The sequence below is a fragment of the Enterobacter cloacae complex sp. 302F9 genome, from assembly GCF_050030335.1.
GTDB classification, from domain to species: Bacteria; Pseudomonadota; Gammaproteobacteria; order Enterobacterales; family Enterobacteriaceae; genus Enterobacter; species Enterobacter hormaechei_C.
The window spans coordinates 255,368-274,846 of the sequence record NZ_JBLGUC010000001.1; the positions used below are offsets into that span (position 1 = coordinate 255,368).

Sequence of the window (19,479 nt, forward strand, 5' to 3'; positions counted from 1 at the left end):
ACATTCTCTGCTGCCACTTTTCTTCCTCGCTGTGGTCTACTTATCGCGCTTGTAGACGTTTCTGATAACGCTTTATCTCGCACCTACTTACTCTGTCTGCTTTCTCAATGAGATTCGGCGGGTCTTTATACCCCTTCCCCCAGGGTTGTTTGCATGAAATATATCAGGTCTCTTACCCAGCAAAGATTGTGTCTGATGCTGGCTGTCTATATCGGTTTGTTTCTGAATGGCGCGGTGCTGTTCAGAAGAGTGGAAGGTTATTTTGAACACCTCACCGTAAGAAACGGGATTTTCGCCGCGATTGAAGTGTTTGGCTCAATTCTGGCAACCTTCTTCCTGCTACGTCTGCTCTCGCTTTTTGGCAGACGTACATGGCAGGTTCTGGCCTCGCTGGTGGTGATTATCTCTGCCGCCGCAAGCTATTACATGACATTCATGAATGTGGTCATTGGCTACGGTATTGTGGCCTCGGTGATGACCACGGACATCGACCTCTCGAAAGAGGTGGTGGGGCAAGGGTTCATCATGTGGACGATTTTGACCTGCCTGATCCCGCTCTTCTTTATCTGGAGTAATACCTGTCGCTATACCCTGTTACGCCAGCTGCGTACCCGTGGGCAACGCATCCGCAACGTCGCCGTCGTTCTTCTGGCGGGTCTGCTGGTATGGGCGCCTATTCGCCTGATGGAAAAACAGCAAAAGCGGATCGAAAAAGCGACAGGCGTAGATATGCCAAGCTACGGCGGCGTGGTGGCTAACTCGTATCTGCCGTCTAACTGGCTGTCGGCGTTAGGTCTCTATGCCTGGGCTCAGGCGGACGAATCCAGCGATGTGAAATCGCTGATTAACCCGACCAAAAAGTTCACCTACCAGGCTCCGGCTGACGGACTGGATGATACTTACGTGGTCTTCGTTATCGGCGAAACGACGCGCTGGGATCATATGGGTATTCTCGGTTATGACCGCGATACCACCCCGAAACTGGCGCAGGAAAAGAACCTGGTGGCATACCGCGGCTACTCCTGCGATACCGCTACGAAGCTTTCGTTGCGCTGTATGTTTGTTCGTGAGGGCGGTGCGAGTGATAATCCTCAGCGCACTCTCAAAGAGCAAAACGTGTTTGCTGTTCTGAAGCAGCTTGGATTTAGCTCCGATCTGTTCGCCATGCAAAGTGAGATGTGGTTCTACACCAACACCATGGCGGATAACATCGCCTACCGCGAGCAGATTGGCGCCGAGCCGCGTAACCGCGGAAAAAACGTTGATGATATGCTGCTGCTCTCTGAGATGGAACAGTCGCTGAAAAACCATCCGCAGGGTAAGCACCTTATTGTTCTGCATACCAAAGGTTCACACTACAGCTACTATCAGCGTTACACGCGCGATTTCGCCAAATGGACGCCTGAGTGCGTCGGCATTAACAAGAACTGTAGCAAGCAGGAGCTGATCAATGCCTATGATAACTCGATTCTGTATGTGGATACCTTCCTCAGCCGGGTGATCGACCAGCTTCGCGATAAGAAAGCGATTGTGATTTACGCGGCCGACCACGGCGAGTCCATCAACGAGAAAGAGCATTTACACGGCACGCCGCGTAAGCTGGCCCCGCCTGAGCAGTTCCGCGTGCCGATGATCATGTGGATGTCGGATAAGTACCTGGAAAACCCGGACAAAGCCAAAATGTTTGCCCATCTGAAACAGCAGGCAGAGATCAAGGTACCGCGCCGTCACGTTGAGCTGTACGACACCATTATGGGTTGTCTCGGCTATACCTCACCGAACGGTGGGATTAACGAAAACAACAACTGGTGTAAACTCCCTGATAACACCACAAAAGCCGCGCAGTAGCTGGTCTGGCGAGAATATCGCCAGTTGAATGGCTTTTTGAAAATAAGGGATTGACGGGGGCGCACCTCAGCAGTAAGATGCGCTCCGCATTCGGCGAGTAGCGCAGCTTGGTAGCGCAACTGGTTTGGGACCAGTGGGTCGGAGGTTCGAATCCTCTCTCGCCGACCACATTCTAAAAAGGGCTAACCGCAAGGTTAGCCCTTTTTGCATTAACGCGTTACCCCGCACGAGTCCTCAAAATACCCCTTAGCCCTGCTTCCCCCTGCCTGCTTGCGGTTTTGTGACATAATCCATTGTATTTTTTTATATATAGTTTGATCTTTTTTCGCGTTGCTTATGGATAACCTCAGCATTTTTCGCTGTGCGTTTTAACGTTCGCGGTATTTAGTGCTCAGATAATCACCATTCTGTAAGAAAATTTACCCATTCTGAATAAAACTTAATCACTGAGTGTTGCGAAATATGAAGATAATTGTGCTGCATCATGGCGAGTAGCATAAATTTCTCTGCTGAAAACTCACGGTCAGGGTTTTTTTAATCTTTGTTTGCGGTTTCTCACACTCCACGTAAATCCCCGCCACCTGTATTGACGTTTTCACATTCTGTTGACAGATTGTAGGGCACGAGGGGCATTTCAGGGAGGATCTGCGCTGCAACTCAAACGCTCTTCTGAAAGGATTCTCTATCCCTTTTAACGCCTTCGGGCATCACCGACCGGACCGGGTAAAAAATAAATAAAGGTCAGGCGGCGTAACACAACAAAGCAAAACATCACATTGGAGCACAATAATGAGTATTTCCTTGAAGAAGTCAGGGATGCTGAAGCTTGGTCTGAGCCTGGTGGCCATGACCGTTGCAGCAAGCGTACAGGCAAAAACCCTGGTTTACTGTTCTGAAGGCTCTCCGGAAGGCTTTAACCCACAGCTCTTTACCTCTGGTACGACTTACGACGCAAGCTCTGTACCGATCTATAACCGTCTGGTTGAATTTAAAATCGGCACCACGGAAGTGATTCCTGGCCTGGCTGAAAAGTGGGATATCAGCGAAGACGGTAAAACCTATACCTTCCACCTGCGCCAGGGCGTGAAGTGGCAGGACAGCAAAGAATTTAAACCTACGCGCGACTTTAACGCCGACGACGTTGTGTTCTCCTTCGACCGTCAGAAAAATGCCCAGAACCCGTACCATAAAGTGTCTGGCGGCAGCTATGAATACTTCGAAGGGATGGGTCTGCCAGACCTGATCGCTGAAGTGAAAAAAGTGGACGATAAAACCGTTCAGTTTGTGCTGACGCGTCCGGAAGCGCCATTCCTGGCTGACCTGGCGATGGACTTCGCCTCGATTCTCTCTAAAGAGTACGCGGACAACATGCTGAAAGCCGGCACGCCGGAGAAAGTGGACCTGAACCCAATCGGTACCGGCCCGTTCCAGCTGCTTCAGTACCAAAAAGATTCCCGTATTCTGTATAAAGCCTTCCCGGGCTACTGGGGCACCAAGCCGCAGATCGACCGTCTGGTCTTCTCCATCACGCCTGACGCATCCGTGCGTTACGCAAAATTGCAGAAAAACGAATGTCAGGTGATGCCGTATCCAAACCCGGCTGACATCGCGCGCATGAAGCAGGACAAAAATATCAACCTGCTGGAGCAGGCGGGCCTGAACGTGGGTTATCTCTCCTTCAACACCGAGAAGAAACCGTTCGATGACGTGAAAGTGCGTCAGGCGCTGACTTACGCGGTGAACAAAGAAGCGATCATCAAAGCCGTTTACCAGGGCGCGGGCGTTGCGGCCAAGAACCTGATCCCACCAACCATGTGGGGTTATAACGACGACATTAAGGACTACACCTACGATCCTGAGAAAGCGAAAGCGCTGCTGAAAGAAGCGGGCCAGGACAAAGGCTTCACCGTCGAGCTGTGGGCGATGCCGGTACAGCGTCCTTACAACCCGAACGCACGTCGTATGGCGGAAATGGTTCAGGCTGACTGGGCGAAGATTGGCGTACAGGCCAAAATTGTGACCTACGAGTGGGGCGAGTACCTGAAGCGCGCTAAAGCGGGCGAACACCAGGCGGTCATGATGGGCTGGACCGGCGACAACGGGGATCCGGACAACTTCTTCGCGACCCTGTTCAGCTGTGCGGCAGCGAAAGACGGTTCTAACTATTCTCGCTGGTGCTACAAGCCATTTGAAGATCTGATCCAGCCGGCGCGTGCGACCGACGATCACAACAAACGTATTGAACTGTACAAGCAAGCTCAGGTTGTCATGCACGATCAGGCTCCGGCTCTGATTGTTGCTCACTCCACCGTGTACGAGCCAGTGCGTAAAGAAGTGAAGGGCTACGTGGTTGATCCACTGGGCAAACACCACTTCGAAAACGTGTCTGTTGAATAATAAGTAGGGTGTTCTCCCTCTCCCTGTGGGAGAGGGCAGGGGTGAGGGGCGTGCATGCATCCCCTCATCCTAACCCTCTCCCACAGGGAGAGGGAATTTACATTTGTGAGCAATACAGACGTCACGCCACTGGGCGTGCGTCATCAGAGAGAATCCGGGTTATGTTGCAGTTCATCCTCCGACGTCTGGGACTGGTTATCCCGACGTTTATCGGTATCACCCTTCTCACTTTTGCCTTCGTCCATATGATCCCGGGTGACCCGGTAATGATTATGGCGGGCGAGCGTGGTATCTCCCCTGAACGTCATGCGCAACTGCTGGCTGAACTCGGCCTTGATAAGCCGATGTGGCAGCAGTATCTCCACTATATCTGGGGCGTGTTGCACGGCGATTTAGGTATTTCACTGAAAAGCCGTCTTCCGGTGTGGGACGAGTTCGTGCCGCGCTTTAAAGCGACGCTGGAACTCGGTATCTGCGCCATGATCTTCGCGACCGCGGTAGGGATCCCCGTTGGCGTACTGGCTGCCGTTAAGCGTGGCTCTATTTTCGACCACACCGCTGTTGGCCTGGCACTGACCGGCTACTCCATGCCTATCTTCTGGTGGGGCATGATGCTGATCATGCTGGTCTCGGTGCAGTGGAACCTGACGCCGGTCTCCGGACGCGTCAGCGATATGGTTTTCCTTGACGACACCAACCCGTTAACCGGCTTTATGCTGATTGATACGGCGATCTGGGGCGAAGAGGGCAACTTCATTGATGCGGTTGCGCACATGATCCTGCCTGCAATGGTGCTGGGCACCATCCCTCTGGCGGTGATCGTGCGTATGACCCGTTCCTCCATGCTGGAAGTGCTGGGCGAGGATTATATTCGTACTGCCCGCGCTAAAGGCCTGACCCGTATGCGCGTCATCATCATTCATGCCCTGCGTAACGCCATGCTGCCGGTGGTGACCGTTATCGGTTTGCAGGTCGGTACGCTGCTGGCGGGGGCGATCCTGACCGAAACCATCTTCTCCTGGCCGGGTCTTGGACGCTGGCTGATTGATGCGCTGCAACGCCGTGACTATCCGGTTGTGCAGGGCGGTGTACTGCTGGTCGCGACGATGATTATCCTCGTCAACCTGCTGGTCGATTTGCTGTACGGCGTGGTGAACCCGCGTATTCGTCATAAGAAGTAAGGGGCCATCATGTCACAAGTTACTCAAAATAAAGTGGTCACCGCACCGGTGCCAATGACGCCGATGCAGGAGTTCTGGCACTACTTCAAGCGCAACAAAGGCGCGGTCGTCGGGCTGGTGTATGTTTCCATCATGATCCTGATTGCGGTGTTTGCGAACGTCCTTGCGCCGTATAACCCGGCTGATCAGTTCCGCGATGCGCTGCTGGCGCCTCCTGCATGGCAGGACGGCGGAAGCCTGACGCACCTGCTGGGCACCGACGATGTGGGCCGCGATGTGCTGTCGCGCCTGATGTACGGCGCACGCCTGTCGCTGCTGGTTGGCTGCCTCGTTGTCGTACTGTCGCTGATCATGGGGATCGTACTCGGCCTCGTGGCGGGCTATTTCGGCGGCATCGTTGATAACATCATCATGCGCGTCGTCGACATTATGCTGGCATTGCCAAGCCTGCTGCTGGCGCTGGTGCTGGTGGCGATCTTTGGTCCGTCGATTGGTAACGCCGCGCTTGCGCTGACGTTTGTTGCGCTACCGCATTACGTGCGTCTGACCCGTGCGGCGGTGCTGGTGGAAGTGAACCGCGACTACGTTACCGCCTCTCGCGTGGCGGGTGCCGGTGCGATGCGTCAGATGTTTATCAATATCTTCCCAAACTGCCTTGCGCCGCTGATTGTTCAGGCGTCGCTCGGTTTCTCTAACGCCATTCTTGATATGGCCGCTCTTGGCTTCCTTGGCATGGGTGCGCAGCCGCCAACACCGGAGTGGGGCACCATGCTCTCCGACGTGTTGCAGTTCGCGCAAAGCGCCTGGTGGGTCGTCACCTTCCCGGGTCTGGCGATTCTGCTGACGGTGCTGGCATTTAACCTGATGGGTGACGGTCTGCGTGATGCACTTGATCCCAAACTGAAGCAGTAAGAGGCACGAGATGGCGTTATTAAATGTAGATAAATTATCCGTGCACTTTGGCGACGAAGGCACACCGTTTCGCGCCGTGGACCGCATCAGCTACAGCGTTAATCAGGGCGAAGTGGTCGGGATTGTAGGAGAGTCGGGCTCCGGTAAGTCAGTGAGTTCGCTGGCGATTATGGGGCTGATTGACTACCCCGGCCGCGTGATGGCGGAAAATCTGGAGTTCAACGGTCAGGATCTGAAGCGCATTTCCGAAAAACAGCGCCGCCAGCTGGTGGGCGCGGAAGTGGCGATGATCTTCCAGGACCCCATGACCAGCCTGAACCCATGCTACACCGTCGGTTTCCAGATTATGGAAGCCATTAAGGTGCATCAGGGCGGGAATAAGAAAACCCGTCGCCAGCGTGCTATCGATCTGCTGAACCAGGTGGGGATACCTGACCCGGCATCGCGTCTGGACGTTTACCCGCACCAGCTTTCCGGCGGGATGAGCCAGCGCGTGATGATCGCCATGGCGATTGCCTGTCGACCAAAACTGCTGATTGCGGATGAACCAACTACCGCGCTGGACGTGACCATCCAGGCGCAAATCATCGAGCTGCTGCTGGAGTTGCAGCAGAAAGAGAATATGGCGCTGGTGCTGATTACGCATGACCTGGCGCTGGTGGCGGAAGCGGCACACAAAATCATCGTGATGTACGCGGGTCAGGTGGTGGAGACCGGAAGTTCGCACGATATCTTCCGCGCGCCGCGTCACCCGTATACGCAGGCGTTACTGCGCGCGCTGCCGGAGTTTGCCCAGGACAAAGCGCGTCTGGCGTCGTTGCCGGGCGTGGTTCCGGGTAAATATGACCGTCCGCAGGGCTGCCTGCTGAATCCGCGCTGCCCGTATGCGACGGACAAATGCCGCGCCGAGGAGCCAGAGCTGAATCTGCTGGCCGATGGTCGGCAGTCAAAATGCCACTACCCACTCGATGATGCCGGGAGGCCAACACTATGAGTACGCACGAGGCCACCACGCAACAGCCGCTGTTGCAGGCTATCGACCTGAAAAAACATTACCCGGTGAAGAAGGGGATTTTTGCCCCCGAGCGCCTGGTAAAAGCGCTGGACGGCGTCTCCTTCAGCCTTGAACGCGGTAAAACGCTGGCGGTCGTCGGGGAGTCGGGCTGTGGGAAATCCACGCTGGGCCGTCTGCTGACGATGATCGAAACGCCAACCGGCGGCGAGCTTTACTATCAGGGCCAGGATCTGCTCAAGCACGATCCGCAGGCGCAGAAGCTGCGCCGCCAGAAAATCCAGATCGTATTCCAGAACCCGTACGGCTCTCTGAATCCGCGGAAGAAAGTCGGGCAAATTCTGGAAGAGCCGCTGCTGATTAACAGCAATCTGAGCAAAGAGCAGCGTCGTGAAAAAGCGCTGGCGATGATGGCGAAGGTGGGGCTTAAAACTGAGCATTACGATCGCTACCCGCATATGTTCTCTGGCGGTCAGCGTCAGCGTATTGCCATCGCCCGTGGGCTGATGCTTGACCCGGACGTGGTGATTGCCGATGAGCCGGTCTCAGCGCTTGACGTGTCCGTTCGTGCGCAGGTGCTTAACCTGATGATGGATTTACAGCAGGATCTGGGACTGTCGTACGTCTTCATCTCCCATGACCTGTCCGTGGTTGAGCACATTGCCGATGAGGTGATGGTGATGTATCTGGGACGCTGCGTGGAGAAGGGGACGAAAGATCAGATCTTTACTAACCCGCGTCATCCGTATACGCAGGCGCTGCTGTCTGCAACGCCGAGACTGAACCCGGATGACCGCCGGGAGCGCATTAAGCTGACCGGCGAGTTGCCAAGCCCACTTAACCCGCCGCCGGGATGTGCGTTCAACGCCCGCTGCCGTCGCCGCTTCGGTCCGTGCACGCAGTTGCAGCCACAGCTGAAGGATTATGGCGGACAGCTGGTGGCCTGCTTCGCAGTCGATCAGGATGAAAACGGCGAAAAGCCGCAGGCATAAATAAAAAAACCGGCGCTAAGCCGGTTTTTTTACGTCTGAGATCTACTTCCGTAAACGAATCTGGTCGACGGCGTGTTTCTCACTCTTGGTGAGGATCAGGCTTGCGCGTTCGCGCGTCGGCAGGATGTTCTCTTTGAGGTTGACGTAGTTGATCTCATTCCACAGCCCGGTCGCCACGCTGATAGCCTCTTCTTCAGAGAGCTGGGCGTAGTTGTGGAAGTAGGAATCCGGGTCGGTGAACGCGCCTTCGCGGAACTTCAGGAAGCGGTTGATATACCAGCGTTGCAGCAAATCTTCCGGCGCATCGACATAAATTGAGAAATCGACAAAGTCAGAGACAAACACATGATGCGGATCGTGAGGATAATCCATCCCGCTTTGCAGGACGTTTAAGCCTTCCAGAATCAGGATGTCGGGCTGCACAACCGTTTTGTCGCCATCCGGGATGCGGTCGTAGATCAGATGCGAGTAAACCGGCGCGGTAACGTGAGGTACGCCCGATTTTAGATCTGAAACAAACTTTACCAGGCGGTGCATATCATAAGAGAGCGGGAAGCCCTTCTTTTTCATCAGGCCGCGTTCTTTCAACACCTCGTTGGGATGCAGGAAGCCGTCGGTGGTGATCAGCTCCACGCTGCGGTGTTCCGGCCAGCGGCTCAGCAGCGCCTGTAGCACGCGCGCGGTGGTACTTTTACCCACTGCCACGCTGCCCGCAATACTGATGATATAAGGAATACGTTGACCGTTCGTGCCGAGGAACTGTTCCAGTACGGCCTGACGGCGCAAATTGGAACTGATATAGAAGTTAAGCAAGCGAGAAAGGGGGAGATAGATTTCTGCCACCTCTTCCAGGGAGAGATCTTCGTTTATCCCTTTTAGCCGTGCGATTTCACCTTCCGTCAGTGTCATAGGGACGGAGTCACGCAGGGCTGCCCACTGGCTACGGTTAAACTGAAGATAGGGCGTCATTAACGTTTGCTCTTTTTTGCTCATAAGCATGCTTCTGTGAACCATCACGAAACGGCGGGTGCGGGCTCATCACATAGTTAATTTTGGACAATGGGCAGGAGGTTAACACCAGATGAGAGGAATAATAAGAAAAAATATGGGAAAGCGATGCTTAACCGGGCAGGCATCACCTGGGGCTATAGCGTGCCGAAATCAGGCGTTCATGTTGAATTTTTAACCGTGAGCGGATGAATTTACAGCGGTTAGCCCTGGTTTCGAATAAAATGTGAGCGAAAGAACGTTTTATGCAATTTTTTAGTTGCATGACTGCGCAGGTCTCCATAGAATGCGCGCTACTTGATGCCGACTTAGCTCAGTAGGTAGAGCAACTGACTTGTAATCAGTAGGTCACCAGTTCGATTCCGGTAGTCGGCACCATCAAGTCCGGTGGGGTTCCCGAGCGGCCAAAGGGAGCAGACTGTAAATCTGCCGTCACAGACTTCGAAGGTTCGAATCCTTCCCCCACCACCACTTTCTGGCAGCGACAACGCCGCCGGAGCTGGTTGGAAAAATTGACCAGCTCGAACAGAAAAGAGAGAAATCTCTTTTTTTGTTACAGAAAGAACTGGGTAGCCGAGTTTCAGGATGCGGGCATCGTATAATGGCTATTACCTCAGCCTTCCAAGCTGATGATGCGGGTTCGATTCCCGCTGCCCGCTCCAATACGTGCTGATATGGCTCAGTTGGTAGAGCGCACCCTTGGTAAGGGTGAGGTCCCCAGTTCGACTCTGGGTATCAGCACCACTTCACTTCTCCCTCCCTTTCTCTCTGTTTCAATGTAAATGTATTCAACAGTTCAGGCATTTTCGCCTGGTTGATGTGGTGATATCACCGATTTATCCGTGTCTTAGAGGGACAATCGATGTCTAAAGAAAAGTTTGAACGTACAAAACCGCACGTTAACGTCGGTACTATCGGCCACGTTGACCATGGTAAAACAACGCTGACCGCTGCAATCACTACCGTACTGGCTAAAACCTACGGCGGTGCTGCTCGTGCTTTCGACCAGATCGATAACGCACCAGAAGAAAAAGCTCGTGGTATCACCATCAACACCTCTCACGTTGAGTATGACACCCCGACTCGCCACTACGCACACGTAGACTGCCCAGGCCACGCCGACTATGTTAAAAACATGATCACCGGTGCTGCGCAGATGGATGGCGCGATCCTGGTTGTTGCTGCGACTGACGGCCCTATGCCTCAGACTCGTGAGCACATCCTGCTGGGTCGTCAGGTAGGCGTTCCTTACATCATCGTGTTCCTGAACAAATGCGACATGGTTGATGACGAAGAACTGCTGGAACTGGTAGAGATGGAAGTTCGTGAACTGCTGTCTCAGTACGATTTCCCAGGCGACGACACTCCAATCGTTCGTGGTTCCGCGCTGAAAGCGCTGGAAGGCGACGCAGAGTGGGAAGCGAAAATCATCGAACTGGCTGGCTACCTGGATTCTTACATCCCAGAACCAGAGCGTGCGATTGACAAGCCATTCCTGCTGCCAATCGAAGACGTATTCTCCATCTCCGGTCGTGGTACCGTTGTTACCGGTCGTGTAGAGCGCGGTATCATCAAAGTTGGTGAAGAAGTTGAAATCGTTGGTATCAAAGAGACTGCGAAGTCTACCTGTACTGGCGTTGAAATGTTCCGCAAACTGCTGGACGAAGGCCGTGCTGGTGAGAACGTTGGTGTTCTGCTGCGTGGTATCAAACGTGAAGAAATCGAACGTGGTCAGGTTCTGGCGAAGCCAGGCTCAATCAAGCCACACACCAAGTTCGAATCTGAAGTGTACATTCTGTCCAAAGACGAAGGCGGCCGTCATACTCCGTTCTTCAAAGGCTACCGTCCACAGTTCTACTTCCGTACAACTGACGTGACCGGTACCATCGAACTGCCAGAAGGCGTAGAGATGGTAATGCCAGGCGACAACATCAAGATGGTTGTGACGCTGATCCACCCAATCGCGATGGACGACGGTCTGCGTTTCGCAATCCGTGAAGGCGGCCGTACCGTTGGCGCGGGCGTTGTTGCTAAAGTTCTCGGCTAATCGCTGATAACATTTGACGCAATGCGCAATAAAAGGGCATCATTTGATGCCCTTTTTGCACGCTTTCACATCAGAACCTGGCTCATCAGTGATTAATTTTGTCATAATCATTGCTGAGACAGGCTCTGCGGAGAGCGTATAATACGAAAAGCGAATAGCATTTCGATTGGTTTGCCTCGCACACGCGGGGTGAAAATGTTTGTAGAATACTTCTGACAGGTTGGTTTATGAGTGCGAATACCGAAGCTCAAGGGAGCGGGCGCGGCCTGGAAGCGATGAAATGGGTAGTTGTAGCCGTGCTGCTGATTGTGGCGATTGTCGGCAACTATCTTTATCGTGACATGATGCTGCCGCTACGCGCGCTTGCAGTGGTAATTCTGATTGCTGCGGCGGGTGGTGTCGCGCTGTTGACGACGAAAGGCAAAGCGACCGTTGCGTTTGCCCGCGAAGCGCGTACCGAAGTCCGCAAGGTCATTTGGCCGACTCGCCAGGAAACATTGCACACCACGCTGATTGTAGCGGCGGTAACCGCTGTAATGTCACTGATCCTGTGGGGACTGGATGGTATTCTGGTTCGCCTGGTATCCTTTATCACTGGCCTGAGGTTCTGAGATGTCTGAAGCCCCTAAAAAGCGCTGGTACGTCGTTCAGGCGTTTTCCGGTTTTGAAGGCCGCGTAGCTACGTCGCTGCGTGAGCATATCAAATTACACAATATGGAAGAGTTATTTGGCGAAGTTATGGTTCCGACCGAAGAAGTGGTTGAGATCCGTGGCGGCCAACGTCGCAAAAGCGAGCGTAAATTCTTCCCGGGTTACGTGCTGGTTCAGATGGTGATGAACGACGCGAGCTGGCACCTGGTGCGCAGCGTACCACGCGTGATGGGCTTTATCGGCGGCACATCTGACCGTCCGGCGCCAATCAGCGACAAAGAAGTTGATGCGATTATGAACCGCCTCCAGCAGGTTGGTGATAAACCGCGTCCGAAAACGCTGTTTGAACCGGGTGAGATGGTTCGTGTTAACGACGGTCCGTTTGCTGACTTCAATGGCGTCGTCGAAGAAGTGGACTACGAGAAGTCCCGCCTGAAAGTTTCCGTTTCTATCTTTGGTCGTGCGACCCCGGTAGAGCTGGACTTTGCTCAGGTAGAAAAAGCCTAAGCAGCGATCAAAAAAGCGACGATTTAATCGTTGCACAGGGCGCGAGATTGGAATACAATTTCGCGCCTTTTGTTTTTATGGGCCCCGGCCCGTAAAACGAATTTTATTCACGGGGAGCCTCTCCGAGGCGTTATTACCCAATCAGAGGATTTTAGAATGGCTAAGAAAGTACAAGCCTACGTCAAGCTGCAGGTTGCAGCAGGTATGGCGAACCCAAGTCCACCAGTTGGTCCAGCTCTGGGTCAGCAGGGTGTGAACATCATGGAATTCTGTAAAGCGTTCAACGCCAAAACTGAATCCATGGAAAAAGGTCTGCCAATCCCAGTTGTAATCACTGTTTACGCTGACCGTTCTTTCACTTTCGTTACCAAAACCCCTCCAGCAGCAGTTCTGCTGAAGAAAGCCGCGGGCATCAAGTCTGGTTCCGGTAAGCCGAACAAAGACAAAGTGGGTAAAATTTCCCGCGCTCAGTTGCAGGAAATCGCGCAGACCAAAGCTGCCGACATGACTGGTTCCGACATTGAAGCGATGACTCGCTCCATCGAAGGTACTGCACGTTCCATGGGCCTGGTAGTGGAGGACTAAGAAATGGCTAAACTGACCAAGCGCATGTCCGTGATCCGTGACAAAGTTGATGCGACCAAACAGTACGACATCAACGAAGCTATCGCTCTGCTGAAAGAACTGGCAACTGCTAAGTTCGTTGAAAGCGTTGACGTTGCCGTTAACCTGGGCATCGACGCTCGTAAATCCGATCAGAACGTTCGTGGCGCAACTGTACTGCCACACGGTACTGGCCGTTCCGTACGCGTAGCTGTATTTGCTCAGGGTGCAAACGCTGAAGCTGCTAAAGCTGCCGGCGCTGAACTGGTAGGTATGGAAGATCTGGCTGATCAGATCAAGAAAGGCGAAATGAACTTTGACGTTGTTATTGCTTCTCCAGATGCAATGCGCGTTGTTGGCCAGCTGGGCCAGGTTCTGGGTCCACGCGGCCTGATGCCAAACCCGAAAGTGGGTACTGTAACGCCTAACGTTGCTGAAGCGGTTAAGAACGCTAAAGCAGGTCAGGTTCGTTACCGTAACGACAAAAACGGCATCATCCACACCACCATCGGTAAAGTGGACTTTGACGCTGACAAACTGAAAGAAAACCTGGAAGCTCTGCTGGTTGCGCTGAAAAAAGCAAAACCAACTCAGGCGAAAGGCGTGTACATCAAGAAAGTTAGCATCTCCACCACCATGGGTGCAGGTGTTGCAGTTGACCAGGCTGGCCTGAGCGCTGCTGCAAACTAATGCCTTTACGTGGGCGGTGATTTTGTCTACAATCTTACCCCCACGTTTGCTAACAAAAGTTAGCGGCTAAAAGAATTGTTCGTTGGAGCCTGGCCTATCCAGGCCTCCGTCGAAGACCGCAGGTGTTTCGCAAGAAACTTAATCCCCTGCGTAGACGGTGACAGAACGCTAAGATTATTTTAAATACTCTGGCTTGTTTCTGCTCACCGTATTAAGACGCTCTTCCCGTTGGGTCGAGTGAAGTGAGTTCCGGAACATGAGTTCCGGCAAACATCCAGGAGCAAAGCTAATGGCTTTAAATCTTCAAGACAAACAAGCGATTGTTGCTGAAGTCAGCGAAGTAGCCAAAGGCGCGCTGTCTGCAGTAGTTGCGGATTCCCGTGGCGTTACTGTAGACAAAATGACTGAACTGCGTAAAGCAGGTCGTGAAGCTGGCGTATACATGCGTGTTGTTCGTAACACCCTGCTGCGTCGCGTAGTTGAAGGTACTCAGTTCGAGTGCCTGAAAGACACGTTTGTTGGTCCGACCCTGATTGCATACTCTATGGAACACCCGGGCGCTGCTGCTCGTCTGTTCAAAGAGTTCGCGAAAGCGAATGCAAAATTTGAGGTCAAAGCTGCAGCCTTTGAAGGTGAGTTGATCCCGGCATCGCAAATCGATCGCCTGGCAACCCTGCCGACCTACGAAGAAGCAATTGCACGCCTGATGGCAACCATGAAAGAAGCTGCGGCTGGCAAACTGGTTCGCACTCTGGCTGCTGTACGCGATGCGAAAGAAGCTGCTTAATCGCAGTTATCTTTATAAAGCATTTGCTTACGTATAAACTTATTCTGATTTTCAGGAACAATTTAAATGTCTATCACTAAAGATCAAATCATTGAAGCAGTAGCAGCTATGTCCGTAATGGACGTTGTAGAGCTGGTTTCTGCAATGGAAGAAAAATTCGGTGTTTCTGCTGCTGCTGCTGTAGCTGTAGCTGCGGGCCCGGCTGAAGCTGCTGAAGAAAAAACTGAATTCGACGTAATTCTGAAAGCTGCTGGCGCGAACAAAGTTGCTGTAATCAAAGCAGTACGTGGCGCAACTGGCCTGGGTCTGAAAGAAGCTAAAGACCTGGTAGAATCTGCTCCAGCTGCGCTGAAAGAAGGCGTGAGCAAAGACGACGCAGAAGCACTGAAAAAATCTCTGGAAGAAGCTGGCGCTGAAGTTGAAGTTAAATAAGCCAACTTTTCTGGTTGCAGCCTAAGCAATTAGGCTGATGGCTGGTGACTTTTTAGTCACCAGCCTTTTTGCGCTGTAAGGCATCAGCAGCATTTCACACTGTTTGACTGCTGGTTGTCCTGACAATGCTTGTTTCTATCGACGACTTAATATACTGCGACAGGGTGCTCGCTCTGTGTAAATCGCAATGAAATGGTTTAAGCGTGATAGCAACAGGTATTGCGGAAAGTATTCAATTTTCCGGTCCACAAAATGGTGTTGCACAAACTGTCCCTTCGTCGGACAGATGGGTCGACTTGTCAGCGAGCTGAGGAACCCTATGGTTTACTCCTATACCGAGAAAAAACGTATTCGTAAGGATTTTGGTAAACGTCCACAAGTTCTGGACATTCCATATCTCCTTTCTATCCAGCTTGACTCGTTCCAGAAGTTTATCGAGCAAGATCCTGAAGGGCAGTACGGCCTGGAAGCAGCCTTCCGTTCCGTGTTCCCGATTCAGAGCTACAGCGGTAATTCCGAGCTGCAGTACGTCAGCTACCGCCTTGGCGAACCGGTGTTTGACGTTCAGGAATGTCAGATCCGTGGCGTGACCTATTCCGCACCGCTGCGCGTAAAACTGCGTCTGGTGATCTACGAGCGCGAAGCGCCGGAAGGCACCGTAAAAGACATTAAAGAACAAGAAGTCTACATGGGTGAAATTCCACTCATGACGGACAACGGTACTTTCGTTATCAACGGTACTGAGCGTGTTATCGTTTCCCAGCTGCACCGTAGCCCGGGCGTCTTCTTCGACAGCGATAAAGGTAAAACGCACTCTTCCGGTAAAGTACTGTATAACGCACGCATCATTCCTTACCGTGGTTCATGGCTGGACTTCGAATTCGATCCAAAAGACAACCTGTTTGTCCGTATCGACCGTCGTCGTAAGCTGCCTGCAACCATCATTCTGCGTGCACTGAACTATACCACTGAGCAGATCCTGGACCTGTTCTTTGAGAAAGTGATCTTTGAAATCCGCGACAACAAGTTGCAGATGGAGTTGGTGCCGGAACGTCTGCGTGGTGAGACCGCGTCGTTCGACATCGAAGCCGACGGCAAAGTGTATGTGGAAAAAGGTCGCCGTATCACCGCGCGCCACATCCGCCAGCTGGAAAAAGATGATATCAAACACATCGAAGTTCCGGTTGAATACATTGCAGGAAAAGTAGCCGCGAAAGATTACGTTGATGAATCAACTGGCGAGCTGATCTGCCCGGCGAACATGGAGCTGAGCCTGGATCTGCTGGCTAAGCTGAGCCAGGCTGGCCACAAACGTATCGAAACGCTGTTCACCAACGATCTGGACCACGGTCCGTACATCTCTGAGACTGTACGCGTCGACCCAACCAACGATCGTCTGAGCGCGCTGGTCGAAATCTACCGCATGATGCGTCCTGGTGAGCCACCAACTCGCGAAGCGGCTGAAAGCCTGTTCGAGAACCTGTTCTTCTCCGAAGACCGCTACGATCTGTCCGCGGTTGGTCGTATGAAGTTCAACCGTTCTCTGCTGCGCGACGAAATCGAAGGTTCCGGTATCCTGAGCAAAGACGACATCATTGAAGTGATGAAGAAGCTCATCGATATCCGTAACGGTAAAGGCGAAGTGGACGATATCGACCACCTCGGCAACCGTCGTATCCGTTCCGTAGGCGAAATGGCGGAAAACCAGTTCCGCGTTGGCCTGGTACGTGTAGAGCGTGCGGTGAAAGAGCGTCTGTCTCTGGGCGATCTGGATACCCTGATGCCTCAGGATATGATCAACGCCAAGCCGATTTCTGCGGCAGTGAAAGAGTTCTTCGGTTCCAGCCAGCTGTCTCAGTTCATGGACCAGAACAACCCGCTGTCTGAGATCACGCACAAACGTCGTATCTCCGCACTCGGCCCAGGCGGTCTGACCCGTGAACGCGCAGGCTTTGAAGTTCGAGACGTACACCCGACTCACTACGGTCGCGTATGTCCAATCGAAACGCCTGAAGGTCCAAACATCGGTCTGATCAACTCCCTGTCCGTGTACGCACAGACGAACGAATACGGTTTCCTCGAGACCCCGTATCGTAAAGTGACCGACGGTGTTGTTACTGACGAAATTCATTACCTGTCTGCTATCGAAGAAGGCAACTACGTTATCGCTCAGGCGAACTCCAACCTGGATGACGAAGGCCACTTTGTAGAAGATCTGGTTACCTGCCGTAGCAAAGGCGAATCCAGCTTGTTCAGCCGCGACCAGGTTGACTACATGGACGTATCCACCCAGCAGGTGGTATCCGTCGGTGCGTCCCTGATCCCGTTCCTGGAACACGATGACGCCAACCGTGCATTGATGGGTGCGAACATGCAACGTCAGGCCGTTCCAACTCTGCGTGCTGATAAGCCGCTGGTTGGTACCGGTATGGAACGTGCTGTTGCCGTTGACTCCGGTGTTACCGCAGTTGCTAAGCGTGGCGGTACCGTACAGTACGTTGACGCATCCCGTATCGTTATCAAAGTTAACGAAGACGAGATGTATCCGGGCGAAGCGGGTATCGACATCTATAACCTGACCAAATACACCCGTTCTAACCAGAACACCTGTATCAACCAGATGCCATGTGTGTCTCTGGGTGAGCCAGTTGAGCGCGGCGACGTGCTGGCAGACGGTCCGTCCACCGACCTCGGTGAACTGGCGCTCGGTCAGAACATGCGCGTAGCGTTCATGCCGTGGAATGGTTACAACTTCGAAGACTCCATCCTCGTCTCCGAGCGTGTGGTTCAGGAAGATCGTTTCACCACCATCCACATTCAGGAACTGGCATGTGTGTCCCGTGACACCAAGCTGGGGCCAGAAGAGATCACCGCTGACATCCCGAACGTGGGTGAAGCTGCGCTCTCTAAACTGGATGAATCCGGTATTGTTTACATCGGCGCGGAAGTGACCGGCGGTGACATTCTGGTTGGTAAGGTCACGCCGAAAGGCGAAACCCAGCTGACGCCAGAAGAGAAACTGCTGCGTGCTATCTTCGGTGAGAAAGCGTCTGACGTTAAAGACTCTTCTCTGCGCGTACCAAACGGTGTTTCCGGTACGGTTATCGACGTTCAGGTCTTCACCCGTGACGGCGTTGAGAAAGATAAGCGTGCGCTGGAAATCGAAGAGATGCAGCTCAAACAGGCTAAGAAAGACCTGTCTGAAGAACTGCAAATCCTCGAAGCAGGTCTGTTCAGCCGTATCTATGCGGTGCTGGTTGCCGGTGGCGTTGAAGCTGAGAAGCTCGACAAACTGCCACGCGATCGCTGGCTGGAACTGGGCCTGACCGACGAAGAGAAACAGAATCAGCTGGAACAGCTGGCTGAGCAGTATGACGAACTGAAACACGAGTTCGAGAAAAAACTCGAAGCGAAACGCCGCAAAATCACTCAGGGCGACGATCTGGCACCAGGCGTGCTGAAGATTGTTAAGGTGTATCTGGCTGTTAAACGTCAGATCCAGCCTGGTGATAAGATGGCAGGTCGTCACGGTAACAAGGGTGTTATCTCTAAGATCAACCCGATCGAAGATATGCCGCACGATGCTAACGGTACGCCGGTAGATATCGTACTGAACCCACTGGGCGTACCGTCTCGTATGAACATCGGTCAGATTCTGGAAACCCACCTGGGTATGGCTGCGAAAGGTATCGGCGATAAGATCAACGCCATGCTGAAACAGCAGCAGGAAGTCGCGAAACTGCGCGAGTTCATCCAGCGTGCCTACGATCTGGGTACCGACGTTCGTCAGAAAGTCGACCTGAACACCTTCAGCGATGAAGAAGTGCTGCGTCTGGCAGAGAACCTGCGCAAAGGTATGCCAATTGCAACGCCGGTATTCGACGGTGCAAAAGAAGCTGAAATTAAAGAGCTGCTGCAACTGGGTGGTCTGCCAACGTCTGGTCAGATTACGCTGTTTGACGGCCGTACCGGTGAACAGTTCGAGCGTCCGGTAACCGTAGGTTACATGTACATGCTGAAACTGAACCACCTGGTCGACGACAAGATGCACGCTCGTTCTACCGGTTCTTACAGCCTGGTTACTCAGCAGCCGCTGGGTGGTAAGGCTCAGTTCGGTGGTCAGCGCTTCGGGGAGATGGAAGTGTGGGCGCTGGAAGCATACGGCGCAGCATACACCTTGCAGGAAATGCTCACCGTTAAGTCTGATGACGTGAACGGTCGTACTAAGATGTATAAGAACATCGTAGACGGCAACCATCAGATGGAACCGGGCATGCCAGAATCCTTCAACGTACTGTTGAAAGAGATTCGTTCGCTGGGTATCAACATCGAACTGGAAGACGAGTAATTCTCGCTCAAACAGGTCACTGCTGTCGGGTTAACGCCCGACAGCAGAGTGTGCTAACTCCGAC

Annotated in this window: 15 protein-coding genes and 5 tRNA genes; 19 read left to right on the forward strand and 1 reads right to left on the reverse strand. The window is 53.0% G+C overall.

Going from position 1 to position 19,479, the window contains the following annotated elements; genetic code table 11:
• Positions 1–153 precede the first annotated feature (153 nt).
• The 7 genes from eptB to dppF all read left to right on the forward strand — a co-directional run bounded on the left by eptB (position 154) and on the right by dppF (position 8,342).
• Positions 154–1,848 (forward strand): kdo(2)-lipid A phosphoethanolamine 7''-transferase, encoded by a 1,695-nt coding sequence (gene eptB / locus ACQG0T_RS01260; RefSeq protein ID WP_017383570.1) that lies wholly within the window; start codon positions 154–156, stop codon positions 1,846–1,848.
• 91 nt (positions 1,849–1,939) lie between these two features.
• A tRNA-Pro gene (locus ACQG0T_RS01265) sits at positions 1,940–2,016 on the forward strand.
• Between the two features lie 621 nt (positions 2,017–2,637).
• A complete protein-coding gene (gene dppA / locus ACQG0T_RS01270; protein WP_252051691.1) occupies positions 2,638–4,245 on the forward strand; it encodes a dipeptide ABC transporter periplasmic-binding protein DppA in 1,608 nt (535 codons plus the stop codon).
• Positions 4,246–4,406: 161 nt separating this feature from the next.
• Positions 4,407–5,426: a dipeptide ABC transporter permease DppB gene (gene dppB, locus ACQG0T_RS01275; protein WP_006810536.1), complete on the forward strand. Its 1,020-nt coding sequence runs from the start codon at positions 4,407–4,409 to the stop codon at positions 5,424–5,426.
• A 9-nt stretch (positions 5,427–5,435) separates the two neighbouring features.
• Entirely contained in the window at positions 5,436–6,338 is a 903-nt protein-coding gene (gene dppC / locus ACQG0T_RS01280; protein ID WP_006810535.1) for a dipeptide ABC transporter permease DppC, read from the forward strand.
• 10 nt (positions 6,339–6,348) lie between these two features.
• A complete protein-coding gene (gene dppD / locus ACQG0T_RS01285) occupies positions 6,349–7,332 on the forward strand; it encodes a dipeptide ABC transporter ATP-binding protein (RefSeq protein ID WP_045333501.1) in 984 nt (327 codons plus the stop codon).
• The gene (dppF, locus tag ACQG0T_RS01290; protein ID WP_017383568.1) at positions 7,329–8,342 is read left to right on the forward strand and encodes a dipeptide ABC transporter ATP-binding subunit DppF; all 1,014 of its coding nucleotides are present in this window, start codon (positions 7,329–7,331) and stop codon (positions 8,340–8,342) included. Before dppD ends, dppF begins: the two co-directional genes overlap by 4 nt.
• Positions 8,343–8,384: 42 nt before the next feature.
• Here the strand turns inward: dppF and coaA are convergent, their stop codons facing one another.
• Positions 8,385–9,335, reverse strand: a complete 951-nt coding sequence (gene coaA, locus ACQG0T_RS01295) for a type I pantothenate kinase (protein WP_015569977.1) — start codon at positions 9,333–9,335, stop codon at positions 8,385–8,387.
• 317 nt (positions 9,336–9,652) lie between these two features.
• On the opposite strand from coaA, the gene ACQG0T_RS01300 reads away from it, so the two are divergent.
• From ACQG0T_RS01300 to rpoB, 12 genes are all read left to right on the forward strand, one after another.
• Positions 9,653–9,728 (forward strand) — tRNA-Thr (locus tag ACQG0T_RS01300).
• 8 nt (positions 9,729–9,736) lie between these two features.
• Positions 9,737–9,821, forward strand: a tRNA-Tyr gene (locus tag ACQG0T_RS01305).
• A gap of 116 nt (positions 9,822–9,937) precedes the next feature.
• A tRNA-Gly gene (locus ACQG0T_RS01310) sits at positions 9,938–10,012 on the forward strand.
• 6 nt (positions 10,013–10,018) lie between these two features.
• Positions 10,019–10,094 (forward strand) — tRNA-Thr (locus ACQG0T_RS01315).
• Positions 10,095–10,212: 118 nt separating this feature from the next.
• Positions 10,213–11,397: an elongation factor Tu gene (gene tuf / locus ACQG0T_RS01320; protein WP_014885484.1), complete on the forward strand. Its 1,185-nt coding sequence runs from the start codon at positions 10,213–10,215 to the stop codon at positions 11,395–11,397.
• A 227-nt stretch (positions 11,398–11,624) separates the two neighbouring features.
• Positions 11,625–12,008 carry a preprotein translocase subunit SecE gene (gene secE, locus ACQG0T_RS01325; RefSeq protein WP_003862342.1) on the forward strand — a complete coding sequence of 128 codons (384 nt, stop codon included), beginning with the start codon at positions 11,625–11,627 and terminating at the stop codon, positions 12,006–12,008.
• Position 12,009: 1 nt separating this feature from the next.
• Positions 12,010–12,555: a transcription termination/antitermination protein NusG gene (nusG, locus tag ACQG0T_RS01330; protein WP_003862341.1), complete on the forward strand. Its 546-nt coding sequence runs from the start codon at positions 12,010–12,012 to the stop codon at positions 12,553–12,555.
• Between the two features lie 156 nt (positions 12,556–12,711).
• Positions 12,712–13,140: a 50S ribosomal protein L11 gene (gene rplK / locus ACQG0T_RS01335; protein ID WP_003862340.1), complete on the forward strand. Its 429-nt coding sequence runs from the start codon at positions 12,712–12,714 to the stop codon at positions 13,138–13,140.
• Between the two features lie 3 nt (positions 13,141–13,143).
• Positions 13,144–13,848 (forward strand): 50S ribosomal protein L1, encoded by a 705-nt coding sequence (gene rplA, locus ACQG0T_RS01340; protein WP_006810530.1) that lies wholly within the window; start codon positions 13,144–13,146, stop codon positions 13,846–13,848.
• 289 nt (positions 13,849–14,137) lie between these two features.
• A complete protein-coding gene (rplJ, locus tag ACQG0T_RS01345) occupies positions 14,138–14,635 on the forward strand; it encodes a 50S ribosomal protein L10 (RefSeq protein WP_003862338.1) in 498 nt (165 codons plus the stop codon).
• Positions 14,636–14,701: 66 nt separating this feature from the next.
• Entirely contained in the window at positions 14,702–15,067 is a 366-nt protein-coding gene (gene rplL / locus ACQG0T_RS01350; RefSeq protein WP_002445276.1) for a 50S ribosomal protein L7/L12, read from the forward strand.
• A 319-nt stretch (positions 15,068–15,386) separates the two neighbouring features.
• Entirely contained in the window at positions 15,387–19,415 is a 4,029-nt protein-coding gene (gene rpoB / locus ACQG0T_RS01355; RefSeq protein ID WP_008503453.1) for a DNA-directed RNA polymerase subunit beta, read from the forward strand.
• Positions 19,416–19,479 lie beyond the last annotated feature (64 nt).